This window comes from Mucilaginibacter sp. P4_A11 (genome assembly GCF_056402535.1).
The window spans coordinates 38,020-62,064 of sequence record NZ_JBFUHE010000008.1 but is presented as its reverse complement, the minus strand read 5'-3'; the positions used below and the strand labels follow the sequence as shown (position 1 = coordinate 62,064).

General features: G+C 42.6%; 20 protein-coding genes. 14 read left to right on the top strand and 6 right to left on the bottom strand.

Going from position 1 to position 24,045, the window contains the following annotated elements; translation table 11 throughout:
- Positions 1–90 precede the first annotated feature (90 nt).
- From AC1DUD_RS16790 to AC1DUD_RS16780, 3 genes are all read right to left on the bottom strand, one after another.
- Complete coding sequence (locus AC1DUD_RS16790; protein ID WP_477376352.1) at positions 91–606, bottom strand: DUF2911 domain-containing protein; 516 nt, start codon at positions 604–606, stop codon at positions 91–93.
- A 270-nt stretch (positions 607–876) separates the two neighbouring features.
- The gene (locus AC1DUD_RS16785) at positions 877–3,267 is read right to left on the bottom strand and encodes an MG2 domain-containing protein (protein WP_477376350.1); all 2,391 of its coding nucleotides are present in this window, start codon (positions 3,265–3,267) and stop codon (positions 877–879) included.
- A gap of 117 nt (positions 3,268–3,384) precedes the next feature.
- Positions 3,385–3,591, bottom strand: coding sequence for a hypothetical protein (locus AC1DUD_RS16780; protein WP_477376348.1), 207 nt, complete (start codon positions 3,589–3,591; stop codon positions 3,385–3,387).
- 292 nt (positions 3,592–3,883) lie between these two features.
- On the opposite strand from AC1DUD_RS16780, the gene AC1DUD_RS16775 reads away from it, so the two are divergent.
- Positions 3,884–4,531: a DUF47 domain-containing protein gene (locus tag AC1DUD_RS16775; protein ID WP_477376346.1), complete on the top strand. Its 648-nt coding sequence runs from the start codon at positions 3,884–3,886 to the stop codon at positions 4,529–4,531.
- Positions 4,532–4,657: 126 nt separating this feature from the next.
- Here the strand turns inward: AC1DUD_RS16775 and AC1DUD_RS16770 are convergent, their stop codons facing one another.
- Positions 4,658–7,141 (bottom strand): TonB-dependent receptor, encoded by a 2,484-nt coding sequence (locus AC1DUD_RS16770; protein ID WP_477376344.1) that lies wholly within the window; start codon positions 7,139–7,141, stop codon positions 4,658–4,660.
- A 147-nt stretch (positions 7,142–7,288) separates the two neighbouring features.
- Positions 7,289–7,702 (bottom strand): EamA family transporter, encoded by a 414-nt coding sequence (locus AC1DUD_RS16765; RefSeq protein WP_477376341.1) that lies wholly within the window; start codon positions 7,700–7,702, stop codon positions 7,289–7,291.
- 158 nt (positions 7,703–7,860) lie between these two features.
- On the opposite strand from AC1DUD_RS16765, the gene AC1DUD_RS16760 reads away from it, so the two are divergent.
- The 9 genes from AC1DUD_RS16760 (at position 7,861) to AC1DUD_RS16720 (ending at position 19,291) form a co-directional block, all read left to right on the top strand.
- Positions 7,861–8,538: a response regulator transcription factor gene (locus tag AC1DUD_RS16760; protein WP_477376339.1), complete on the top strand. Its 678-nt coding sequence runs from the start codon at positions 7,861–7,863 to the stop codon at positions 8,536–8,538.
- Positions 8,539–9,786, top strand: coding sequence for a sensor histidine kinase (locus AC1DUD_RS16755; protein WP_477376337.1), 1,248 nt, complete (start codon positions 8,539–8,541; stop codon positions 9,784–9,786). It abuts the gene before it with no gap.
- A 78-nt stretch (positions 9,787–9,864) separates the two neighbouring features.
- A complete protein-coding gene (locus AC1DUD_RS16750; protein WP_477376335.1) occupies positions 9,865–11,112 on the top strand; it encodes a TolC family protein in 1,248 nt (415 codons plus the stop codon).
- A 1-nt stretch (position 11,113) separates the two neighbouring features.
- On the top strand, positions 11,114–12,046 hold the full coding sequence (locus AC1DUD_RS16745) for an efflux RND transporter periplasmic adaptor subunit (RefSeq protein WP_477376333.1): 933 nt from the start codon (positions 11,114–11,116) through the stop codon (positions 12,044–12,046).
- A 220-nt stretch (positions 12,047–12,266) separates the two neighbouring features.
- Positions 12,267–15,359, top strand: coding sequence for an efflux RND transporter permease subunit (locus AC1DUD_RS16740; protein ID WP_477376331.1), 3,093 nt, complete (start codon positions 12,267–12,269; stop codon positions 15,357–15,359).
- 56 nt (positions 15,360–15,415) lie between these two features.
- Positions 15,416–16,417: a YncE family protein gene (locus AC1DUD_RS16735; RefSeq protein WP_477376329.1), complete on the top strand. Its 1,002-nt coding sequence runs from the start codon at positions 15,416–15,418 to the stop codon at positions 16,415–16,417.
- A gap of 130 nt (positions 16,418–16,547) precedes the next feature.
- Positions 16,548–17,585: a fatty acid desaturase gene (locus tag AC1DUD_RS16730; RefSeq protein ID WP_477376327.1), complete on the top strand. Its 1,038-nt coding sequence runs from the start codon at positions 16,548–16,550 to the stop codon at positions 17,583–17,585.
- Positions 17,586–17,801: 216 nt separating this feature from the next.
- Entirely contained in the window at positions 17,802–18,245 is a 444-nt protein-coding gene (locus AC1DUD_RS16725) for a hypothetical protein (RefSeq protein ID WP_477376325.1), read from the top strand.
- 167 nt (positions 18,246–18,412) lie between these two features.
- Positions 18,413–19,291, top strand: a complete 879-nt coding sequence (locus AC1DUD_RS16720) for a hypothetical protein (protein ID WP_477376323.1) — start codon at positions 18,413–18,415, stop codon at positions 19,289–19,291.
- A 385-nt stretch (positions 19,292–19,676) separates the two neighbouring features.
- Here the strand turns inward: AC1DUD_RS16720 and AC1DUD_RS16715 are convergent, their stop codons facing one another.
- The gene (locus AC1DUD_RS16715; RefSeq protein WP_477376321.1) at positions 19,677–21,896 is read right to left on the bottom strand and encodes a putative Ig domain-containing protein; all 2,220 of its coding nucleotides are present in this window, start codon (positions 21,894–21,896) and stop codon (positions 19,677–19,679) included.
- A 294-nt stretch (positions 21,897–22,190) separates the two neighbouring features.
- Here AC1DUD_RS16715 and AC1DUD_RS16710 point away from each other — a divergent pair, with 294 nt between their 5' ends.
- The 4 genes from AC1DUD_RS16710 (at position 22,191) to AC1DUD_RS16695 (ending at position 24,043) form a co-directional block, all read left to right on the top strand.
- Positions 22,191–22,547: a hypothetical protein gene (locus AC1DUD_RS16710; RefSeq protein ID WP_477376319.1), complete on the top strand. Its 357-nt coding sequence runs from the start codon at positions 22,191–22,193 to the stop codon at positions 22,545–22,547.
- 113 nt (positions 22,548–22,660) lie between these two features.
- The gene (locus AC1DUD_RS16705) at positions 22,661–23,026 is read left to right on the top strand and encodes a hypothetical protein (protein ID WP_477376317.1); all 366 of its coding nucleotides are present in this window, start codon (positions 22,661–22,663) and stop codon (positions 23,024–23,026) included.
- Positions 23,027–23,237: 211 nt separating this feature from the next.
- Positions 23,238–23,594 (top strand): hypothetical protein, encoded by a 357-nt coding sequence (locus AC1DUD_RS16700; protein ID WP_477376315.1) that lies wholly within the window; start codon positions 23,238–23,240, stop codon positions 23,592–23,594.
- Between the two features lie 77 nt (positions 23,595–23,671).
- Positions 23,672–24,043 carry a hypothetical protein gene (locus tag AC1DUD_RS16695; RefSeq protein ID WP_477376313.1) on the top strand — a complete coding sequence of 124 codons (372 nt, stop codon included), beginning with the start codon at positions 23,672–23,674 and terminating at the stop codon, positions 24,041–24,043.
- Positions 24,044–24,045: the final 2 nt, after the last annotated feature.

Below are 24,045 nucleotides of genomic sequence, written 5' to 3'. Positions count from 1 at the left end.
ATGCTTTAGCACGCTAAAAACCTGTTTATGCAAAAGGCCCCCGGGCAGGGGGCCTTTAAAATTGTGAAAAATAAGGCTGTATAATATCGTTTATTTTACAGAAACCGGCACCACGATCTTGTCCCAGAACAGGCAAAAGCTTTTTGCATCAACTGTATAAACTAATCTTTCGTGCAGTGGCGCTGCTTTGGTTTTAACATCTACACGCAGGGCGTCTTTTGACTCATCGTATTTAAACGCGCCCCATTGTTTAGCTACTTTATTAAAAATAGCTGTCCAGGTACCGTTTTCATTAGGGATCAGGAAAAATCCATAAGTACCTGCTGCCAATGTTTTACCTTCAACTTTAATATCTTTTGTTGTTGTAAATGTGGTGGCTTCGTTAGCACCTGCACGCCATACTTTACCATAAGCTTCAAGTCCGCCCCAAATTTTACGGCCTTTAACCGCAGGGCTGCCATAGTTAATGGTAATGGTTGAACCGGCAACTTTACCGCTAACGCTATCGCGCGGACTTGCTGGTTTGTCCTGGGCAAAAGTTACTACTGATACCAATAAGGCAAAAGCAAACAGGAATGCTGCCTTAAGCTGAAATGATTTTTTCATAAGATTTCTCATAATTTATTTAAGTAAATATAGATTGAAATTTGGTTTAAAAACAACTATTCGTTTAAATACCTGCGACAGGTGATTTTAACACATAAAACACTGAAAATAAACACCTGATGATTAAACCATTTGCATTTTATATTGTTTAATTAATTGAAAGATCATATTGCAGTTAGGAATAGACCGGAGGGATTCATAGCCCGAAGGTTAAACAATTGTTGTGGTTTTTTTACCCTGCCGTAAGGCAGGGTTTTTTATGCGCCCATATTACTGCACCTTGTACGTGACCACACTGCGCCCTATATTACCGGCTTCATCAATACCTTCAATTACCAAACGATAAGTACCTTTGCCGTCTGCATTAAAAAAATCAAACGATGCATTGCCATCTTTATCTGTTACTATATTGGGGTTCCAGTATATAGTGCTCCGGGTATCGGGCTTATTAGCTATTTGCTCCGAACCTTCATAAACAGGCGAATGAAAAGTATTTGCCTTGTAAAAACCCTCCGCTGTATAATACAACAAGCCCGGCAAAGCAATGTTCTTAACTTTTCCTGAAGATGCTGCCTTTCTCATTTTTAATATCAATACACCGTTAGCGCCCCTTATGCCATATATGGCTGCATCAGCATTTTTTAACACTGTTACACTTTCAACATCAACTGCGTTGTAATTATTAACACTCGTTCCTGCCGGCAATGCGGTATCGTCAGCAATAATAAGCATTGGTCCGTTTTGCATAGCAGCATTTGCCTTATCTGCCAAAAAAGGCACCCCATCTCTTAGTATAACTCCGGTTAAACGCCCTTCCAAACCGGTAGTCAACAAACTCTGATCTTTCAGGTTTTCGTTGCCCAATGTTTCCGTAGCAGGTTTCCGGAGGTTAACTTTTTTATTACTAACTACAACAGCATTAAATCCTCTCTTATTTGCATCAGCTAAATAAACCGGTTGCTGCATTGTTTGATCATTTCCTGCAGTAATTGAACCTTTTACCGGGCTAATAAAATCTTCTGTATTAATATTTGGTATCGCCGGCGCCGGATAAACGGCTATATGGATATTATCACCCCCTGTAGCTGTTTTAGCCTGAATCACGAACGAGGTTTCATCGTTATACACCAGGTTTTTGAAAACAAAATTACCTTCATGATCGGTAATTTGCGACAGTAAAGCTCCGCCGGCCCGGGGCATTAATGTAACCGTAGCGCCATCAACCGGTTTCCTGTCCATTGATTTCACCGCCCCCGAGATATCAAAACCATTTTCGGCATTGTATGCTATGGCCGATTTCTCATTGCTCAGCAATTGCTTCCATTCAAACCTGCCAAAGTCGCGGGTAAGCATCAGGATATCTAAATTAGCCCGTGTATCGTTGTTAATATTAACAAAGTAGTAATTGGGTTGCTCAATTGTACCTTTCAAATTGGAGGTAAGTAACAGGGTGGATAATAATGTATTTTCATCATCCTCAACAATGGGCACTTTGCCTGCATCAACAACCGTCGCGGATAAAAAGCTTTTTACCGCCTCCCCATTTTTGTTTTTAGTATTAAGGGTAATATGCACTTTTCCTTTTACCGGGTATAAAGGTTTATCGCTGGCGGATGTAATCGTTAATAAGTCGGCATTTTGAATAAATGCCAGGCGCTCATTAATCGGTTCACCCTGTGCCGAAAAAAGCGTTACCTGCACCACTCCTGTTTTAAAATCTTTTTTATTGAGATTTAAATCAAGCACCTGGTTATCAAGCACCGCCTTTACCGATCTGACAACACCGCCCGAATATATGATCACCCCTATCTCTTTGTTCTTATTTTTAAGGTAATAAGCTTTATTGGCATTTATTTCAATACCGAGCTTATCAGCGCTATCGTTGTTAACCATTAAGGTAATCCCCTCGTTATCTGCTTTCGGCAACTCAACAGTAGCTTTGGTACCATCGGCATAGGTTAAGTTAGCTTTATAGGTTTTGCCGGCTTCGGGAGTAATAAATATAAGCCCCATGCCCAGGTGGGTCGATTCAAATTTGGTTACTTCCGCATTGGTATTATCAACCACAACACCTTTAACATTAAGACCAAGCCCATTTGTGCTCACCGCCTTAAAGGCCAGTTTGGCGGGTATACCGTTTACAAAACTTCCACCTTCCGGAAAAAATTGGACTCCGGCTTTTGTAGCTAAAGCTTTATTGACGGGCGATGTTCTGTCATTAACTTTTATCCCCTTATCAAAGAAATTAAGCTGTCCGTTATTCAGCATCCATTTAGTGTATGCCCTTACGCGATAGGTCCCTCCGGATGATGTATTGGGGAGACTAAAATCGCCGGCCGCTAAACCGTTAACCAATTGTAGCGAGATGGATTTCAGGAGAGAACCGGCGGGGCTGATGAGGTCAACATGTAGTACACCGCTTAATTTCGATAACTCATGCTGTTCACCAAGGGTAACGTACGCTTTAAAATAAAGTGTATCGCCGGCGTTATAATAAGGCTTATCAAAATGCAGGTAAGCTTTTTCAATTGCTTTGCCGGCCGATAAAGTTTGCAGGCGCGACACAACGGTATCTAATGGAATAACAGCCTGATTATTTTGCGAAAAAACAGGCGCAGAACAACACAATGCCGTTAATAGCGGTAGTATTATTTTTTTCATAACAAGGATAATGATAGGTTTAAACTGGTTTATATAAAGGTAAATAAATGTAAGTATTATTTCTAAATAAAACGCTTATTTAAAAACAGTTATATTTCCAGCCTATAACCTTGCAGCCTATTGCGTCAGTTCCGCATCCTGCCTCATTTCATCCCAATAAAGTGTTTCAAGGTAAATGCCGTTTTGAATAGCTACACGTGTACGTATTTTTTCTAATTCGGCCTTCACTTCGTCCTTGCTGAGCCCGCTGCTCAGCGAATGGTAATAAATGACGTAACCTGTTTTGCTGTTTACGCATTTATAATGCTTTTCCCCGGCTTTCATAACTGGATTAACTAATTATAAATACAATACAACAGATGGCAGGATTGTTTTAATTAAACTTAAATGTTACACAATTTTCTTTATTCAATCAGCGGGTTTCTTCATACTTTAAATCAACAAGTTACAACAACTTCAATTTCGTTTTATTACATTGGCTTAACTATTCTTAACATTAACTTAACATTTGGCATTGTATTAATGGTTACTTTTATCCGCTGAATAATTTATAGTGACATATTTTAAAATCCGCTTAATATAACTACTGTAAATTCACGACTGATAAAACAGATCAATGAAGAGCACTAACTCAAAATCGATATTCCCAAACTCAAACCAGGTTTTTTACGATTTGTTCAATAATGCTGTAGCCAACGTTACCGAAATGGCCAGGCTGCTTGACGAAGCCGTTAATGCCCCTACCTCATACGAGCAGAAGTTTAATTTTGCCCATATTGACAAGCTTAAATTTAAAAGTTACGAAATTACACATCGGGTATTTTCAGAATCGGGCCGGATGCTGATATCGCCGTTTAACCGTAAGGATATGTGCGACCTGGCGTCGGCAATTGATGATGTTGCCGATAGCATTACCATGGCTGCCCGCAGGATAAACCTTTACAACGTGCCTGTTATTACACAGCCGATGATAGATTTGGCCTCGCTGATCCTTAAAACCAGCACCGAGCTTGAAAAAGCGGTAAATGCGATGAATAACCTGAGCAAATCGACCGAGATCTTTGAGCTTTGCAGCAATATTAAAAAACTGGAAGCCCAGGCCGATTCAGTTCATAATAAAGCCTTTGCCGACCTGCTCAATAACGAAAAAGATCCGATTGAACTAATTAAATATACTGACGTTTTTGCGGCCATGGAAACCGCTACCGACAGTTGTGAAGATACAACCCTGATCATTGAAAGTATTTTGATCAAGAACGGGTAACCTCATCTAAATCCTTTCCAAAGGAGAGTACTTTTAGAAACAAAAAAAGCGATGATAACTCATCGCTTTTTTTGTTTAGTACCATTTATTATAAAGCCCTCTCCTTTGGAAAGGACTTAGGTGAGGTTATTTCCCTTTTTCAGCTTGAGGGCCGTTGTCGCCACCATTATCCTGGTTGTTGTTATCACCTTTCTCCCGCTCTTTCTTAAACTCAAGTTTACCAAACTTATAGCTCAAACTTATGCCGAACGACTGTATCGGTATCAGCCTTACGTTGGTTGAGTAAAAGTTACTGCCAAAGGTTGATGAACTTTGACTCACGTATTTAGCAAAGGGATTGGTAGCTGTAAACCCGATGCTTGCCTTTTTGTTCATGAACATTTTGCGCATGGCAAAGTTGTAAAACACAAACTTAGGGTTGGTACCCTGAATGCCTTTTTGCGATGAGTTATAGTTACCAAAAAACTCAGCGCTTAAATCATGGCCAAAGTTGTATTGCGCGTTTAAATTAAGACGGTAAGCAAAAGCGCTCACATTGGCAAAACCAGGATTGGTGCTGCGCCTGTCGCTGAAGATCATGTTGGTACGGAGGCTTAGTTTATCGGTTACCGGTACCGAACCATAAAGGTTTATACCAATCCGCTCTTCCGAACCTATGTTATAACGCTGGTTCAATGATACATCTGTATAAGTAGTACCGTTTACATCAAATGTTGAGTAAAAGGTAGTGAACTGCTGAATATCATCAGTATTACGGCGATAGAAAGCTGCTATGTTGATATTAGCACCCTTGTCGTACGATTTATTATAACCCAACTCAAAGTTATCGCCTTTTTCGGGTTTAAGATTAGGGTTACCGGTGCTGATGTTATGCGGATCGCTGATGTTCAGGAACGGGTTCAGATCGCCATAATCAGGGCGCTGGATACGGCGTGTGTAGCTTAATTTAAGTGATTCGCCGCCGTTTCCAAACTTATGAGAGAAAACCAATGATGGCGCAAGGATATTGTAAGATGGAATATTCACACCCTGAAAATCGGCTGTAGTGGTGGTATATTCATCTCTTAAACCAGCTTTCACATCCAAAAACTTATTAAATACCGATGTTGATGCCGACAGGTAATAGGCGTACACTTTACGGTCGTAAGTAAAACCATAGGTTTGGCTTGGGTTAGGCACAAAGGCATTACCACCAAAAAGGGTATCCGTTATAACATTATTGTTGATGTGGTTAAATACAAGCTTGCCGCCTGTTTCAAGGGTGAAATTTTTGCTTACCGGCTGGGTATAATCAACAGAGATATCGGTTTCCCTATCCTTACCCGGGTTATTATTTGAGATACCGGATGAGGTTATACCCGAATCATAATCCTGGCGCTGGAATGAGCTGAACGAGTTACGGCCAAAACTTGACGAATACAATACATCAAGCTCCTGCCCTTCTTTGGCGAAGGTTTTCTTATAGTTCAGGCTCACATCGGTTGAAGTACCGTTAAATTTGCTGCTTGAGTTACGGATGCTCCTGATATCAGATATCGGGTTACCTGCTGCATCAACCTCGCTTTGATCCTGGTTGGTAATTCCGTTGCCATGGTTACCGAAGTGATTAAAGCCTACGCCGGCGGTCAGCTGATCTTTAGGGGTAATATCCCACGAAAAATTGATCCCAGATTCGTAACCATTACGTTTAAAGTTATTACTTCCCTGTTGGAATAAGGTAGTTTTATTATTGGCCGAATCGGTTGATACACGGTTACGGGTATTGGGAGCATTAGTATTGATCTGCGCGTTGCCGCTAAAAAATGCATTCACGCCAAAATTACCTTTACGGGCATTGAGGTTAAACGAACCATTTTCGCGACGGGTACCTGCCGATAAGTTAAAACTGCCATTAATGCCCTCAACTTTGCTATCTTTTAATATAATATTTACAATACCGCCTGTACCGGCAGCATCATACTTTGCGCCCGGACTGGTAATAACTTCAATACTTTTGATCTGGCTGGCCGGGATACTGGCCAAAGCATCGGCAAGGCTGGCCCCAAAAATGCTCGATGGTTTACCGTTGATCAAAAAGCGGATATTGGCATTACCCTGCAGTTCCACGTTACCGTCAATATCAACAGTGATCTGTGGTACTTTTTTCAAAACATCAATAGCAACCCCGCCCTGTGCACTTAAATCATTTTGGGGGTTATACACCATTTTATCAATCCGATTTTCAACAGTCGGCACTTTAGCGGTTATGGTAACGCCTTTTAGTTCGTTGGCAGTTGGGGCAAGTTTGATCTCACCTAATGATACAGCACCATCTTTAACAACCACATGTTCGATAGTTGCTTTTTGGTAACCTAAAAACTCAGCGGTTATTTTATATTCCCCGGCTGGGATATTATTGATAGAAAAATTTCCTTTAGGATCGGTGCTGATGCCATTAAATGGCGATGTTGCGCCTTGTTTAAATACAGATACGGTAGCGTAGTCAACCGGCAGTTTTGAAGTGGCATCGGTAACTTTACCTGTAATTTTCCCTTTAGCTCCGGGAGCGGTTTGGGCATGTAAAGCGGTTATAAAAATAAAAGAAAATAATATCAGAAAAACGGATTTCATTATGTATTGCGAATAGTTGGAACCGCAAATTTTATAAGAAAGATTGGATTAAATCTGATTTAAATGGTATTGAAGTGTATTTGTTACAATATGTTTTCACTATGTATACACCCTTGTTACATTGTATATGAGCATGTTACAAAAAAATTAGAAAATCAATACAATTGTGCCCCCGATAATAAGCAGCGCGCCTATGGCGTTCTTCAAAGTTAAGGGTTCGCCCAGGAACACAACAGAAAGCGCTATGGCCAAAGCAACGCTTAGTTTATCAACCGGCGCCACCTGGCTTACCTTGCCTAATTGCAGGGCACGGAAATAACAGATCCATGAAAGCCCGGTTGCGCAACCCGACAGGATAAGGAAAGTCCAATTGGTTCTAGTGAGACTGCTGATACCGCCATGAGTCCCTTTAAAAAGCGCTATGGCCCAGGCCAGGATCAGGATTATTACGGTACGGATTGCGGTGGCCAGATCGGTATCCACCCCTTTAATTCCAATTTTGGCAAAAATGGCCGTAAGCGCAGCAAACAGCGCCGAAAGTAATGCGTAGATCCACCACATAATGATCAGATTTTGTATTTAACTTGCAACAAGCTAAGTGCAAATTTGATTAAGTATTCTGTATAAAATCTGTGAGGTAACTATTATAAGTAATATCCGTTAACCTAAAAATCCAGAATCTGTACAAATTGGCTGCCTAACTTTACCAAAAAAACGTTTTGAAAATACTCATCATTGAAGACGAAGAAGGCCTGCGCGAAAGTATTGAAGAATATTTTACCGAAGCCGGCAACATTTGCGAAACCGCGGCCAGTTATACTGCTGCCCTCGCCAAGGTTGAATTGTACCGCTATGATTGCATCCTGCTGGATATTACCCTACCCGGCGGTAATGGCATTGATATATTAAAAGCACTTAAAACCAACAACTACACCGATGGTGTGCTCATTATATCAGCCAAAAACTCGCTCGACGACCGCCTGCACGGCCTTGACTTGGGTGCCGATGATTACCTGGTAAAACCGTTCCACCTTTCGGAATTGAAAGCAAGGGTATCGGCTATCATCAGGCGTAAAATGTTCAATGGCAGCAATGTGCTTAACTTTAATGAGCTCAATATCGATCTGCTGGCTAAAACTGTAGCTGTAAACGGTATCCCGGTAAAGTTTACCCGCAAGGAATTTGCCCTGCTCATCTATTTCATCTCCAACAAAGGCAAAGTGATTTCAAAAAACGCCATTGCCGAACATTTATGGGGCGATGGTATCGACCTGGCCAACAACTTCGACTTTATTTACTCGCATATCAAAAACATCCGCAAAAAAATAATGGAAGCCGGCGGTAAGGACTATATTTATGCCGCCTACGGTATGGGCTACAAATTTGCCGATCAATAAATGAAGCTTTCAGAAAGGTATAACCGGGTTAACTTAATTGCTACTATTGTTATCATGCTGATAACAGGCGCCATTTATTACCTTGCTATCAGCCTGATCCTTACCAATCAAAAAGACAATTCGCTAGAGGTTGAGGAGCACGAGATTTTTGATTACGTAAAGCTCAACCATCATCTCCCACAGGTTTTTGAATCAAAAGACCAGCAGATCACTTTCATTTCGGCCGAACCAAACTCTGTTAAACGTGAGTTTTTCAATACTACCTATTACCGCGAAAAAGATGAGGCTGAATCTGGCAGGGGATTAATCAGTTCGGTAACAGTTGGTGGCAGATACTACAAAATATTGATAGTTGAATCCAAAGTAGAAACCGAAGATCTGATCCAGATTATCTTCGGTATTACCATTGGCGTTATCTTATTGCTGCTGCTGGTACTGGTAATTACCAACCGCCTCATATTGGGCAGGCTTTGGCAGCCTTTTTACGGCATACTAAGCGAGTTAAAACTATTTAACGTTACCGACAACCGGGAAATGCCATCGCCCAATACTACTATCGATGAATTTAACGAGCTCCAGGCCGAAGTAACTGCCATGGCCGAAAGGGTAAAAAAGGACTATAAAGATCTTAAAACCTTTACCGAAAATGCATCGCATGAGTTGCTTACCCCTATTGCCGTCATCAACTCCAAATTGGATACCCTGATCCAAACAGAAAACTTCAGCGAACATCAAAGCAAATTACTGAATGACCTTTACAGCGCGGTATCCCGCCTGAGCAGGCTTAATCAATCGCTGTTATTGCTGGTCAAGATCGAAAATAAATTATTGAACGACCGCCAGCACCTGGATTTGCAGGAACTCATAGAGGAGCTGTTATACCAATTGGAAGATATTTTTGGCGATAAGGAGATAACGGTTACTTCAATGCTCAACGAAAAGGAAATTGAAGCCAGCAATTATCTCATTGAGATATTATTAAATAACCTTATCATCAATGCAGTGCGGCATAACCGCACCGGCGGAGAGATCATCATCAACCTCACAGCTGAAAATTTAACAATCAAAAATACCGGCGAACCAGTAGCCCTCAACCCTGAAAATATCTTCACCCGCTTTCATAAAGCATCCACATCTGAAGGCAGCGGCCTGGGGCTTACTATCTCCAAACAAATTTGCGAAAGTTTGGGTTACCAGCTGGTTTACAGCTATGAGGCACCTTATCATATTTTCACCGTTAACTTTTAAATTTGTTACATCCCCCCTACCAAATTTTTCCAGAATTATCCTGTAGCTTAGCTATTATTTAACACAACATATATTATTTTGACCATCCGGATAAAATGGGTTTGCGGCTTTTTATTTTGCCTGCTTAGTGCTGCTACACAGGCACAAACCTACAATCTTGAACATTATTTGGAGCTTGCCAAAAGCAACAGTCCGCTGTTAAAGGACCTGCAAAACCAGATGGCTTCGGGACAGTTGGATAGCCTCCGTATCAGGGCGGTGTACAAACCCCAGGTAAGCGCCAACAGCGCCGGGCTTTATGCACCGGTTGCCGGCGGCTATGGCTACGCCCCGGCCATTACCAATGAGCATACGCTCAACGCCTTACTGGGCATAAACCAATCGCTCGACAGTAAAAAGAATATCGCCGCACAGATCGACGCTGTGAAGCTGCAATCCCAATCGGTGCTCAACACTGCTAAAATATCCGAGCAGGATTTAAAAAAGGCAGTCACCGCGCAATACATTGCTGCTTTTGGCAGCCTGCAGCAGGTAAAATTTAACCAGGAAGTGATCAGCCTGCTCAGCCGCGAGGAAGAGCTGCTCAAAAAGCTCACCCGCACCAACGTTTACCGTCAAAGCGATTACCTTACTTTTCTGGTTACCCTTAAACAACAGGAACTAACTTTGTCGCAAGCCAGGCTCCAGTATAGAAACGATTACACCACGCTTAATTACTTAACAGGCATTGCCGATACCAGTTATATTGAACTGCAAGATCCTGGTATTCAAAAAGCTTTTCGTGCCGATATCAGCAACAGCATATTCTTTAGTCAGTATAAAACCGACAGTCTTAAGCTTTTGAACAGCCGGGCATTGGTTGATTTCAGCTACAAACCCAAGATCAATCTGCTGGCCGATGGCGGTTACAATTCTGATTTCCTGAGCGGTCCGGCTTATAAAAATTTCGGCGTCAGTGTTGGATTCAGTTTCACACTGCCATTGTATGATGGCGGCCAGCGTAAGATCCAGTATCGCAAGCTCTCGCTGGAAGAAGATACCCGCCGCAGCTATAAGGCATTTTTTGACACGCAGTACCGCCAGCAGATCGCTCAGCTAAACCAGCAGATAGATGGTTCCGAAAAGCTGTTAGCCCAGATAGATGAACAAATGAAATACACCGAGAGTTTGGTAAAGGTTGATACCCAGCTATTACAAACCGGCGATGTGCGAGTAGCTGACCTGGTGCTGGCCATTAACAACTATCTTACCATAAAAAACCTTAAAACACAAACCAACATTAATAAGCTGCAACTTATTAATCAGCTCAATTACTGGAACAAATAATATGAAATTCAAACACATATACCTTGCTGCCGGCCTGTTAACACTGCTATATAGCTGTAAAGGCAATACCCAACCTGCGGATGATACCGGTGGCGACGCGGGCTCTGCCGCTCAAACACCTGTAACCGTAACAACCATTGCCGATAGTGCCATGGTTGACTATATTGACCTGAGCGCCATATCCGTTTTTCAGCAAAAAAATATTGTCAAGGCAAATGCCAACGGTTATATCCAAAAGGTAAACATTCTGCCCGGCCACTATGTAAGCAAAGGCGAATTTATCTTCAGCATAAAAACCAAGGAAGCGCAAAGCATTGGCAACAGCATCAATGTACTGGATACTACTTTCAAGTTCTCGGGTGTCAATAAAATTAAGGCTGCCGGCAATGGCTATGTTACGCAACTAAACCATCAGCAGGGCGATTATGTGCAGGACGGCGAGCAGCTTGCCGTGATCAGCGACCGCGCAAGCTTTGCCTTTGTAATGCAGTTACCTTACGAGTTACGCGGCTACGTAAAAAACAACCAGAATGTACAACTCGTATTGCCCGGAGGCGAAAAGCTTACTGCACAGGTGAGCTCATCAATGCCCGCTGTCGATTCATTGTCGCAAACCCAGGGCATTGTGCTTAAGGTAAACAGCGCCAACCCTATTCCTGAAAATTTAGTAGCCAAAGCACGGATCATTAAATCAATAAGGCCACATACGGTATCGCTGCCAAAATCGGCCGTATTGAGCAACGAAACCCAAACCGAATTTTGGGTAATGAAGTTGATCAATCCAACAACGGCGGTAAAAACCGATATAACCAAAGGCATTGAAACTGGTGATAGGGTGGAGATATTAACGCCCAAATTTTCGGCAAATGACAAAATAGTGATCACCGGTAATTATGGACTGGCTGATACTGCTAAAGTGAAAATTGTAGAGTGATGAAGATAGCCCATCAATGCAGGATGAATAATCAACTCACCCCGTCAAGGCTTCGCCTGACACCCCTCTCTGCTTCGCAAAGAGGGGGAGCAAAATTCTCCTTTTTCTTTTTTAGCCCTCTTTCCGCCGCAGGCGAAGAGAGGGTCGGCCAGCGAAGCGATGCCGGGGTGAGTCAACTCATCGCCATACCGTACGCAGGTAAAAACAAAATATCTTTATCATGAACCAGCGCAAAAACTACTTTATAACCCATCGCAAGCCATTAGGCCTGGTGCTGGCCCTGTTTATTATGGGCGGATTATTTGCCTATTCCAAACTGCAAACTTCCCTATTCCCGGAAATCACTTTTCCTAAAATCAAGATCATTGCCGACGAAGGCCTGCAGCCGGTAAATAAAATGATGGTAACGGTTACCAAACCGCTGGAGAATGCCATTAAGCAAGTGCCCGACCTGCAACTGGTACGCAGCACCACAAGTCGCGGGAGCTGTGAAATTTCGGCACTATTTAACTGGAATGCTGATATCGACCTGAGCCAGCAACGCATCCAGTCGAGTATAGACCAGATCAAAAACGACCTCCCTGCCGATGTAAATATCAGCGTAGCTAAAATGAACCCTTCCATATTGCCGGTAAGTGGTTATACGCTGGAAAGTCATAACCTGTCTCCTATCGAATTAAGGCAGTTGGCAACTTACACTGTAAAGCCTTTTCTTTCGCAGGTTGATGGGGTATCAGAGATCAGGGTGATCGGCGGTAAATTGAAAGAATACTGGCTCACACTTGATCAGCAAAAAATGACCGCGCTGGGCCTTACACCTGATATTATTAGTAACACGCTTGCTACTACCAACTTTGTAAAATCAGAGGGTTACCTGTCTGATTACAAGCGCATGTACCTTACCGTTACCGATGCAACTATCAACGCAAAAGATCAGCTGGAAGAACTGGTGATTAGCAATAACCGCAAAAGGATTGTGCGGCTTAAGGATTTTGCGAGCATCCAGGTTAACGAAGGTATTGAGTATACCCGCATTAACGCCAACGGGCACGATGGGGTGCTGATAGCTGTAATAAAACAACCAAATGCTAACCTCATATCGGTTAGTAATGACATGGCCGATAAGGTTGACGCGCTAAAAAAACTGCTGCCCCGGGGCGTAACTATAAGGCCATATTACATCCAGGCCGATTTTGTGAATGATTCGGTAAAAAGCGTAAGCGACAGTCTTTGGATAGGTTTGCTGCTGGCCATTATTGTGGCGGTGATCTTTTTAAGATCTTTTAAAGCCAGCATCACCATATTAATTACTATCCCTGTTACGCTTGGGCTTACGCTGCTTATATTATACTGGCTGGGCTATACCTTTAATATCATGACCCTGGGTGCTATAGCAGCATCTATAGGTTTAATTATTGACGATGCCATTGTGGTGGTTGAACAGATTCACCGGGTACATGAAGAACATCCTGATGAATTGAGCAGTCATTTGGTTCGGAAAGCCATTGATTATCTTTTCCCGGCCATGGTAGGTTCATCTATAAGCACCATCGTAATTTTTATTCCTTTTGTGCTGATGACGGGGGTGGCGGGAGCTTACTTCAAGGTATTAACCGATACCATGATCATTACCCTGTTGTCCTCTTTCTTTGTAACATGGATAGGTCTGCCGGTAATTTACCTTCTTATTACACCTAAGCCTAAATTAAATGCGGCATCAAAGGCTAAAAAAGAAGAAGTACACACAGTTAAGCAACAAAAATGGGTGAGTTTCTTCATCCTGCGACCTTATGTAAGCCTTATTATTATAGCCGCTTTAGCAGCTGTAATTGTAATTGTTCCCCCTTTGCTGGAAACCGGCTTCCTGCCCGATATGGATGAAGGCGCCATTGTGCTCGACTATAAATCGCCCCCGGGAACTTCGCTCGAAGAAACCGACCGCATGTTGAAGCAAATAGAAAAGCTGATCGTAAAACATCCTGATGTAACCGCTTATTCACGTCGCACTGGCACACAAATGGGCTTTTTTATTACGGAGCCGAACAGCGGCGATTACCTCATCCAGCTTAAAAAAGACCGTACTGAAAGCACCGAAGAGGTGATCAGCGATCTGCGTAAAATAGTTGAAGAAACCCAGCCCGCGCTGGAAGTTGAATTTGGACAGGTAATAACCGATATGCTTGGCGACCTGACCACATCGGCCGAACCTATCGAGATTAAGGTATTTGGCGATAATCAGCAAACATTGCAAAGCCTGTCGAGGCAGATTGCCGGGCTGGTTGAAAAAGTAAAAGGTGCTGCCGATGTACTGCCGGGTATTATCATTGCCGGGCCTTCTGTAAGTATCCAGCCGCATTACAGCAAACTGGCACAGTACGGCATTACCCCGGCAAATCTGCAAATGCAGGTACAAACCGCTTTGGAAGGTAATGTGATAGGTAGCTTACTGGAAAAAGAGCAGCTATCTCCTATCCGCATGGTTTACCCCGGCAACCGCTCGCTTAACGTGAATGACATTCATAACCTGCATGTATTTATACCTAACGGCAAACTCATTCCTATAACAGAACTTGCTTCTGTTGAGCTGAGGCCAGGCGATGCCGAGATCAACCGAGAAAATCTGCAAAGCATGAACGTGATCAGCGCCCGGCTGGAGGGCAGCGATCTGGGTACTGTAATTACAGCCATTCAAAAAACCATACATGATAACGTAAACCTGCCTACCGGCTACCATGTGGAATATGGAGGTGCTTATGCCCAGCAGCAGCAATCATTTAAAGAGCTCCTTATCATCCTGGTAACAGCTTGTTTGCTGGTATTTGGGGTAATCTTGTTCCTGTTCAGGCAGTTCAGGATAGCGCTGCTTATTTTGTTGATCGGCATTCTGGGCATCAGCGGCAGCTTCCTGGCTTTATTTATTACCGGTACACCGCTTAATGTGGGCAGCTACACAGGGCTCATTATGATTGTAGGCATCATTGGCGAAAACGCTATTTTTACCTTCCTGCAGTTTAAAGAAAGCGCCATCGAAAACGAAAATAAAAACATTGATGAGGCTATAACATTTGCCATAAGTACCCGTTTAAGACCCAAACTAATGACCGCATTAGGCGCAATTATAGCACTAATGCCTCTTGCCTTAGGTGTAGGCGCAGGCGCTCAGTTGCACCAACCATTAGCTATAGCAGTTATTGGTGGTTTTTTAGCGGCATTGCCATTATTGCTTATTGTTTTACCCGCTATGCTCCGTATATTGTACCGCAAAGGGTTCAGCACCCACTTAAACGAAATTAATGAAAGCCATAACGGTTAACACAGCATTTTTACAGATTCGGGACCTAATTTCATGGCAATAAACAATCCCGAAAAATGAAAAAGCAAATCTTAGCCGTAGCCTTGCTTATAGCAGGTATAGCTCCTTTTAAACTGAACGCGCAAACCTATGTGGCCGATAAAACAATCGCGCTTCCGGGTGATGGCGGTTATGACTATCTTTCTATCGATAAGGTAAACCGTAACCTGTACGTATCGCATAGCACATCTGTAAATGTTATTAACCTGGATACAGAAAAACCGGTTGGTGTTATTGATAACATGAAAGGCGTTCACGGCATAGCAATAGTAAATAAACTTAACAGGGGTTTCATTAGCGATGGAAAAGCAAACGCCGTAGTGGTTTTTGATTTGAAAACTTTTAAAACCATAACAACTATTGCCCTTACGGGCGCCAATGGCCCGGATGCCATTATGTATGATCCGTACTCCGATCGTGTTTTTACCTTCAACGGCGAAAGCGATAACTCATCGGTAATTAACCCGGCAACGCTTAAACAGGTTGGTACAGTAGCTCTTGGCGGCGGCCCGGAATTTGCAGTTTCAGATGGAAAAGGCAAGATCTATAATAATCTTGAAGATAAAAGCAGTCTGAACGTCATCGACAGTAAAAGCCTTAAGGTAATCAAAAACTATCCGCTTGCACCCTGCGGCGGTCCAACCGGCCTGGCGCTTGATGCCGTTAATCAACGTTTATTTACCGTTTGCCGCGAAAATAAAGGCGTGAGTGTTGTTGACATTAATACCGGCAAGGTAACCGCTACCCTGCCAATTGGCGCAGGCGTTGACGCTGTAGTTTACGACCCGGAAACAAAACTGATATTCTGCTCATGCGGCGATGGCGTTACCGCAATCATCAAACAAAAATCGGCCGACGAGTATGAGGTGGTCCAATCCCTGAAAACCGCCGAAAGAGCCAGGACAATGGCGCTGGATAATAAAACCCACAAGATCTATTTAAGTGTAGCGCAGTTCGAAGCCGGCACCCGTAAAACCATTCCAAATACTTTTAAAGTGCTCGTTTTCAAACAAAACTAAAGTAAACTTTATATAAAATTCACATGAATTGATCATGAAGATTTTGTATATTCTTGTTTTAGTTAATTAATTTTTACAAAAAAATGAACTTTTGTGCACGTTATCAGTATATTTAGCGTTTTAACATCATATGATAAAAAAGACTGATTTTGTTTATTCCCAGGAGTCTGAACCTCATCGCATCCGCACAAAAAAAATCTTAAAGCAGTTTCCGCAATTGCGTAAGCTTATAGGCAAAAACCCGGCAACCATTTGGGCCATTGTTGGTTTAGTAGCTTTCCAGGTAGTTTTAGCCTGGTTTGTACGTGATCAATCATGGTGGATAGTTTTTGGAGCAGCCTATTTGCTTGGAGCTTTCGCCGATCACGCGCTGTTTGTAATGATCCACGAATGCACACACCAGTTGCTGTTTAAAAATCGTAACGCTAACCGCTGGGCATCTATGTTTGCCAATTTGCCGCAAATATTGCCAAGCGCTATTTCGTTCGAAAAATATCATATCAAACACCACTCTTTTCAGGGTGTACATGAGCTTGATGCCGATTTGCCGAACCGCTGGGAAGCTAAACTAATCAGTAATTCATTTTTTGGTAAAGCACTTTGGTTATTGTTTTTCCCTGTATTTCAGCTTTTCCGTTTATCACGTTTAAGGGAAATCCACCCGTTTGATGGCTGGATCCTGACCAACTGGTTATTACAGGCAGCATTTACAACCGCTATCGCTTACTTCATGGGATGGCATGCCGTAGCTTTTCTGTTGTTAAGCTTTTCATTTTCGGTTGGCCTGCACCCGCTTGGCGCACGCTGGATCCAGGAACATTACCTTACCGTTACTGAAGAACAGGAAACATACAGTTACTACGGTAACTTTAACGTGGTAGCCTTTAACGTAGGTTTTCATAATGAGCACCATGATTTTCCTTCTATCCCTTGGAACAAACTTCCTGAGATCAGGAAAACCGCCCCTGAATATTATGATACTTTATACTATCATACATCATGGACAAAGTTATTCTTCCAGTTTTTATTTGACAGGGAGATCTCCTTGTTTAACCGCATCCTGCGTAAAGACCGCGGCCGTGTAGCGTTAACAGACATCTCCAAACCAGATATCGACCTCACCAAATCCGAGACAACAAAAACGGAGCTTGCGGAAGTTGAAAAATAAGAAAATGAGAAAGGGCCTGAAATAAGGCCCTTTTTTGTTGCGGTAACCCGCTAATTGTCATTGCGAGCAATAGTGCGGCAACCGCACGGAAGCATATTCGCCCTGTATTGTGTGCGATTGCCGCGCTACGCCCGCAATGACATAAAAAAAAATCTCTCACATTCCCCCTTGCATCTCAGCAAATAATTTTCGTATTTTGCTAATAAAATTAGCAAAATGAAATATCTAAGCGTAGCCGATCAGCTCATTATTTTTAGCCGTTATATTGGTCAGCAAGTTATGATCATCAGTCTTTTAAATAATAGCGAGGTCAATATCGGTACACTTGCCGGTGTAAAATACAACGCTATAGCTGTTAATACTAATGATGTATTGCGCTGGATCCCGCTGTATGATAATTTTAAACTATGCGAAATTAAACTGCTTTTGAAGCCTTTAAAAAGACTTACGCCCGATATTGTTTCTGCGGCAAACGATCTGCCCGTAAAAGCATTCATTACTCCTTATTATCAGCAGCAAGGTTACGATATGCCTGTTTTTTTTGAGCCCGGGCATCCCTGCAATTGTAAATATGTTCAGGAACTTGAACTGGCCGACTATCGTACTCCGGTCGAAATATACCGTCAAAACGCTTTATTACATGCATTTGAATCGGCATAAACGTTTCATGGTACGAATATTGTGTGTTATCTACTCTATTTGTTATACAATTTTCATATAGTCGTAACAAAATCAAATAATTAATGTCAACTTCATACTAATGCCCGTAATTTGCGTTATTGTTTGCAAGAAACAGAATGAGTCGATCAAAAAAATTAAATATACTTTTGCCAATAGTATCCCTGCTTTTTATGGGGGCCTTTGCCAAGCACAGGTTGCTCGACAAGCAGGATATCACAGGCACCCTCAATAATAAGGAAATGGACGAAACGTCGGGCATTGCGGCCTCATCCATTAGTCCTGATACCTATTACGTACACAACGACAGCGGCGACACAAGTCGCTTCTTTGCGATAACCGCCGAGGGCAAGCTCAAATCAACCATTTACTTTAAAGGAGATAGCACTCATAAACTGGGCGTACAGGATTGTGAAGATATTGATGTAGGTCCCGGTCCTGAAAAAGGTAAAAGTTACGTTTACCTTGGCGATATAGGCGATAATGCTCAAAACAGGCCATACATTACAATTTATCGCATGGCCGAAAAGAAATCATGGGCTAAAGGCAACCCAGTTAATATTAATACTGAAGCTGTGCGTACAGATTTTAGATACCCCGATGGCCCTAAAGATGCCGAAACGATGATGATTGATCCAATAGACAAACAATTGATCATTGTGAGCAAAAGGGGCGATACCGTTGCAGTTTACACCACGCCGTTAAAATACAAAGCCAATGCAACAACCTTATTAACCAAGCGCTGCAAGTTGTTCTTCGCGGGTTTTAAACCTTTTAAATGGATCACAGCCGGAGACATCTCCAAAGACGGACAGCAAATCCTGCTGAAAAGCTACGACAAAGTTTATTACTGGCGTCGCCAGCACAATGAACCTATATGGGAAACCATGGTACGCAAACCACAGGAGCTTACCTACAAAGCTGAAAAACAAGGCGAAGCAATAGGCTTTCAGCCAGATGGCAAAGGTTACTACACCACAAGCGAGGGCGTTTTTTCGCCGATATATCATTATGATGTGCCGAAATAATTTTTATTAAAATTTAGCATACAAAAAAAGGGCCTTTATCATTAGATAAAGGCCCTTTTCATATATAAATTCACTTACATTAAAAATGCCCCATCAGGGTCTCTCGCAGAGGACCCTGATGTATACGCCATGCAAATTCGCCGTTCTCAATGCCCAGAAAAGGCAGTGAACCTCAGGGTCCTCTGCGAAAGACCCCTGATGAGACATGAACAAAAAACGTCATTGCGAGGTACGAAGACAACCGACCGAAGGGAGCTCATTAATACCTATAAAAAACAAATTATAAGTATTAATAATCCCAAACTATACAGGGCGGCCCTGCTAATCGGGGATTGCTTTGTACCTCGCAATGACGCGGATTTTTATTTATTTTTACCCAAATCTCTTACATAACCCTAATAAGCTTCACGCCATGAGGTGGTATTTTGAAAGTATACTTGTGGTTAACCGCTATCAGGTATTTTTGCTCCCAAACATCACGGGCTTTGGCAAAGCCTTTTAATAGTTTATCATTAGCATCCAGGTTAACGGTTTGATATTTATCAGATGTATTAAAGAAACCTATGGCCTTTTCGCCTTTGTTAAGTTCTTTCACCCAGATCTGCTGTTCATCTGTTTTAGAAGCCTGTCTTGCGCCTTTACCTAAAGCATCCTGGTCAATAGCTAATACTTCATCATTGGTTAACAAGCTCAGTGTAAACCTGTCCAAATGTCCCATATCGCAGCCGATCAATAGCGGCGAAGACAATAAACTCCATAAGCTGATATGAGTATACTGCTCATCATAAGTTAAACGGCTGTTATGCAGGCTTGGCCCCCAGCCTACTTTACCTACAACCAACATATCCGGATCATTAAAATGTCCCGGACCAGCATAAGGCGAAGCCGGGTCCTGACCAAAGCCTATATCGCTCATGCTTCTCCAGGTATCCTGGATATCGCCGGTTGTACGCCAGCTGTTGCCACCAGTTTCGGCACCCCATTTCCAAACATCGCCCCAGCCGTACTGGCAAAAGCTGAACATAATGTCGCGGTTTACTTTATTTAAAGATGAACGCATTAACTCGTATGGTTTCTTAAGTGCCGGTAGGTCCGGATGCGGAGGGGTAACTTCCGAATAAGAACACCAGTCGTATTTCAAATAGTCAAAACCCCAGTCGGCATAAGTTTTGGCGTCCTGGTCTTCATGCTGCCAGCTGCCCAAAAAGCCGCCGCAGGTACGCGGGCCGGGCGATGAATAAATCCCCGTATGCAGACCAAGACCATGCACGTAATCGGTCAACCCCTTCATATCCGGGAACTTGCTGTTAGCAACAATAGCCCCATCAGCGGCACGATTCTCAGCTTCCCAGCCATCATCTATATTGATATAGTTCCAACCGTAAGCGCTCAATTTCTCCGACATTTCTTTGGCCGAGATCTTTACTTTTTCATCGTTTACACTCAATCCCCACGCGTTCCAGCTGTTCCAGCCAAGGGCCGGCGTAAGGCCAATTTTATCACCAATGCTAATGGTAAGCGTTTTGGTTTTATTGCCTAAGCTATTGGTAACGGTAAGCGTTACCGGGTAATCACCTTTTTGACCAACAGAGCCTGTAATGATACCTGTTTTAGCATCAAGTGTTAAACCTGCAGGCAACCCATCTGCTTTGTAGGTAAGCGGCTTTTTACCGGTAGCCGGGATCAAATAAAGAAAAGGGTTACCCGGTCTTGCGCCGTAAACATCGGCACCATTAATTTTCGGCTTGGCCGATGGATACGGGGTAAGGATATAAGGCGTAGTCTCGGTTTTAACAATGTCTTTACCCGATTTTTGATCGGTGAAGGTATAGGCGATAGTGTAAGATTTTTTAGCTAACCGGGCTATCACGAACGAATAAGTGAAAGATTTGCCGACAGTGAAGTTTGCGGGGTTTGTTTTTTCGTAGATGACCGCGCCTGTTTCGGGGTCGGTAACCTTAAAGGCCAAAGTACCCTGATACTGGTATTTATTGGTAGTGATCAGTTTAATTGATTTTGCCAGACTGTTATTTTCCTGGAAACTGTAATCGCCATCGGTATTTACGGTAACATGATCCATTACATCGGCCATGCCAATGCTAAAATTATCGCCATAAATACCACCGTCGCCGCCTGTATCATAAATGCGGATAGCAAGCACATTTTCCTTATCCCATAAAATAGCCGGATCGGAAGCTGAAATATTATAAGTACGCGGCCCGTAATTTCCATCCTTAATGGTTCCGCTGTGGCCGCCGTATTTGGCGATAAGCTTTCCGTTCAGGTATACTTCGTCGTTGTCATCAACACTGGCCAGGTTTAACCGGAGACTATCCTTTAAATATGCCTTTTCTTTAAGTGATGAAGGGATCACCACATGGAGGCGGTACCAGCCGAAGCCATCGTAATTAGGATGTCCCTGGGGCTCCCAGGAATGGGCAACATCAATATTTTGCCAATTTTGGTCGTTAAAAGTTGGGGATGACCATTGCGCAGAATCGCCAACGGCAAATTTCCAGCCTTTGTTAAGCTGAACATCCTGTGCCGAAGCGGCCAGGTAAGTGCCGCCCAGCAAAAGCAATGCAGTAAAGATCTTTTTTATCATATAGGTTGTTTAAAATGTACAGCGAAACAGGATTTCGCACGGTTAGTATATGCGTTTTAAAGGTACAAGGATTTTGAATAATTAGAAATGTATTGTTAACATTTATATTACAACATTCAAAAAACACCCGTAAATACAACTCAATGTAAAAAAGCATCCTTTGAGTTAACCATCAGGCTGTTATAGTACAGTTTTTGTTTATAAACCGATAACACTACCGATGGTAAATTTAATGTACAGTTTACGTTCTGGTTTCATATCGATTATACATTTACTGGTAGAAAAACAACCGCTATGAAAAAGACTTTTTTAACCTTAGCCCTTGTAACATTTTGTTTTGTGGCCTGCTTTGCAGCCCTTGCCGGAATTACCGGAAAATGGGAAGGTAAGCTTGAAATGGAAACCGGCGAGGTTTACCCATTGCTTTATAATTTCCAGATCGACGGCGATAAACTAACCGGCACAGCAAAAACTCCTAAAGGCGATATGCCAATTGAAGACGGCAAAATAACCGGCAACGATTTTAAATTTACCGTAAGTATCCAAGATATCCACATTGCCCATACAGGCAAATTTTATGGTGATTCGGTGGGTGTTGATATTGAGGCCAATGGCTCAAAAACGCATACTACATTAAAACGCGCACAATAACCTTGATCTTCCTGATTTAATGATTACATGATATTTAAATCGCATAAAATATCATGTAATCATTTCATCCTATAAATCAAGGTTCTTATATTTATAAACCAAATCAATATTTTATGAAAAAAAAGATTTTTACTACTACCCTATTGGTAAGCTGCTTTATGATGTGCCTCGCAGCTGTAGCTGATTTAAATGGCAAATGGGCTGGCAAACTTACTACAAGTGACGGCCAGGAATACCCATTGTTATATAATTTTAAGGTTGACGGAGATAAACTGACCGGCACAGCTTTAACCCCGGAAGGCGATGTTGATATCAAAGAAGGTAAAACCAACGGCACCGATTTTTCATTTACAGTAGCCACCAGCGGTATCACAATCCCGCATACAGGCAAATTCCTTGGTGATTCAATCAGTGTTGAGCTGGATATCAATGGCTCAAAAAGCAGCTCGGTATTGAAAAGACCGGTTGATAAGAAATAAAGAATTGATAAAAGGCCTGTCAGTCTGAGCCTGTCGAAGACTCGCGCGCAGAGGCCCCACCCACCATGCTTCGACAGGCTCAGCATGACAGTCCAAAAGCAAAAACCTTACCCTTCGGTAAGGTTTTTGCTTTTTTATTAAACTTAAAGGTAACAAAATTGTATATAGTTTAAATTACGGCATATAGGCATCTGCTTAAACTATACCAACAATGAAAAAAGAGTTTCTGGCGATCAGTGCGTTTGTTATCATTACCGCTTTTAGTTTTATTTCGATGGCCGATATTAACGGCAAATGGATAGGTTCATTAAAGCTTCCCGGCGATGACCATTTCCCTTTAAGTTACACTTTTAAGGTAGATAGCGGCAAGCTTACCGGCACGGCCCATGCACCGCAAGGCGATGTCACTATTACTGATGGTATGATCAATGGCGACAACTTTTCGTTCAGTATCCCGGTGCCGGGAGGCAGCTCACCCCACACAGGTAAGGTTTATGCAGATTCCATTGGTATGAACCTTGTTTACAAAGGCCAGCATATGCATGCTACCCTAAAACGCGACAAATAAAGCAGCCATTTATCACGTTTAACTGTTTATTTAATTTACAAATTGCTTATTAAGCGCACAGGGTGTACATTTGCGCCATGCTGCAACGTATTACAGCCTATTTACTCATCTTTTCGCTGATCACGGTCAATTTCTCGCGATTCTTCATTTTCGCGGGCTTTGAGCTGAACAGGAATTACATTGCCACCAAGCTTTGCGAAAACAGGAACAAACCCTGGCTGCATTGCGATGGTAAATGTTACTTCGCGAAAAAGGTCAAACAGGCGGAGGACAAGCAGGCCAGCGACGAAAGGCAGTCGCAAAAGAGCCTCTTTCAGGAGGTGTATGTCATCAGTACAACTGATGTTAAATTCCACTCCAGCCTGTTGCAGGTTATTTCAACCCCCTACACCCCAACCGTACCGGCAGATCGCCCGGCTACGATATTCCAGCCTCCGCAGTTAGGATAATC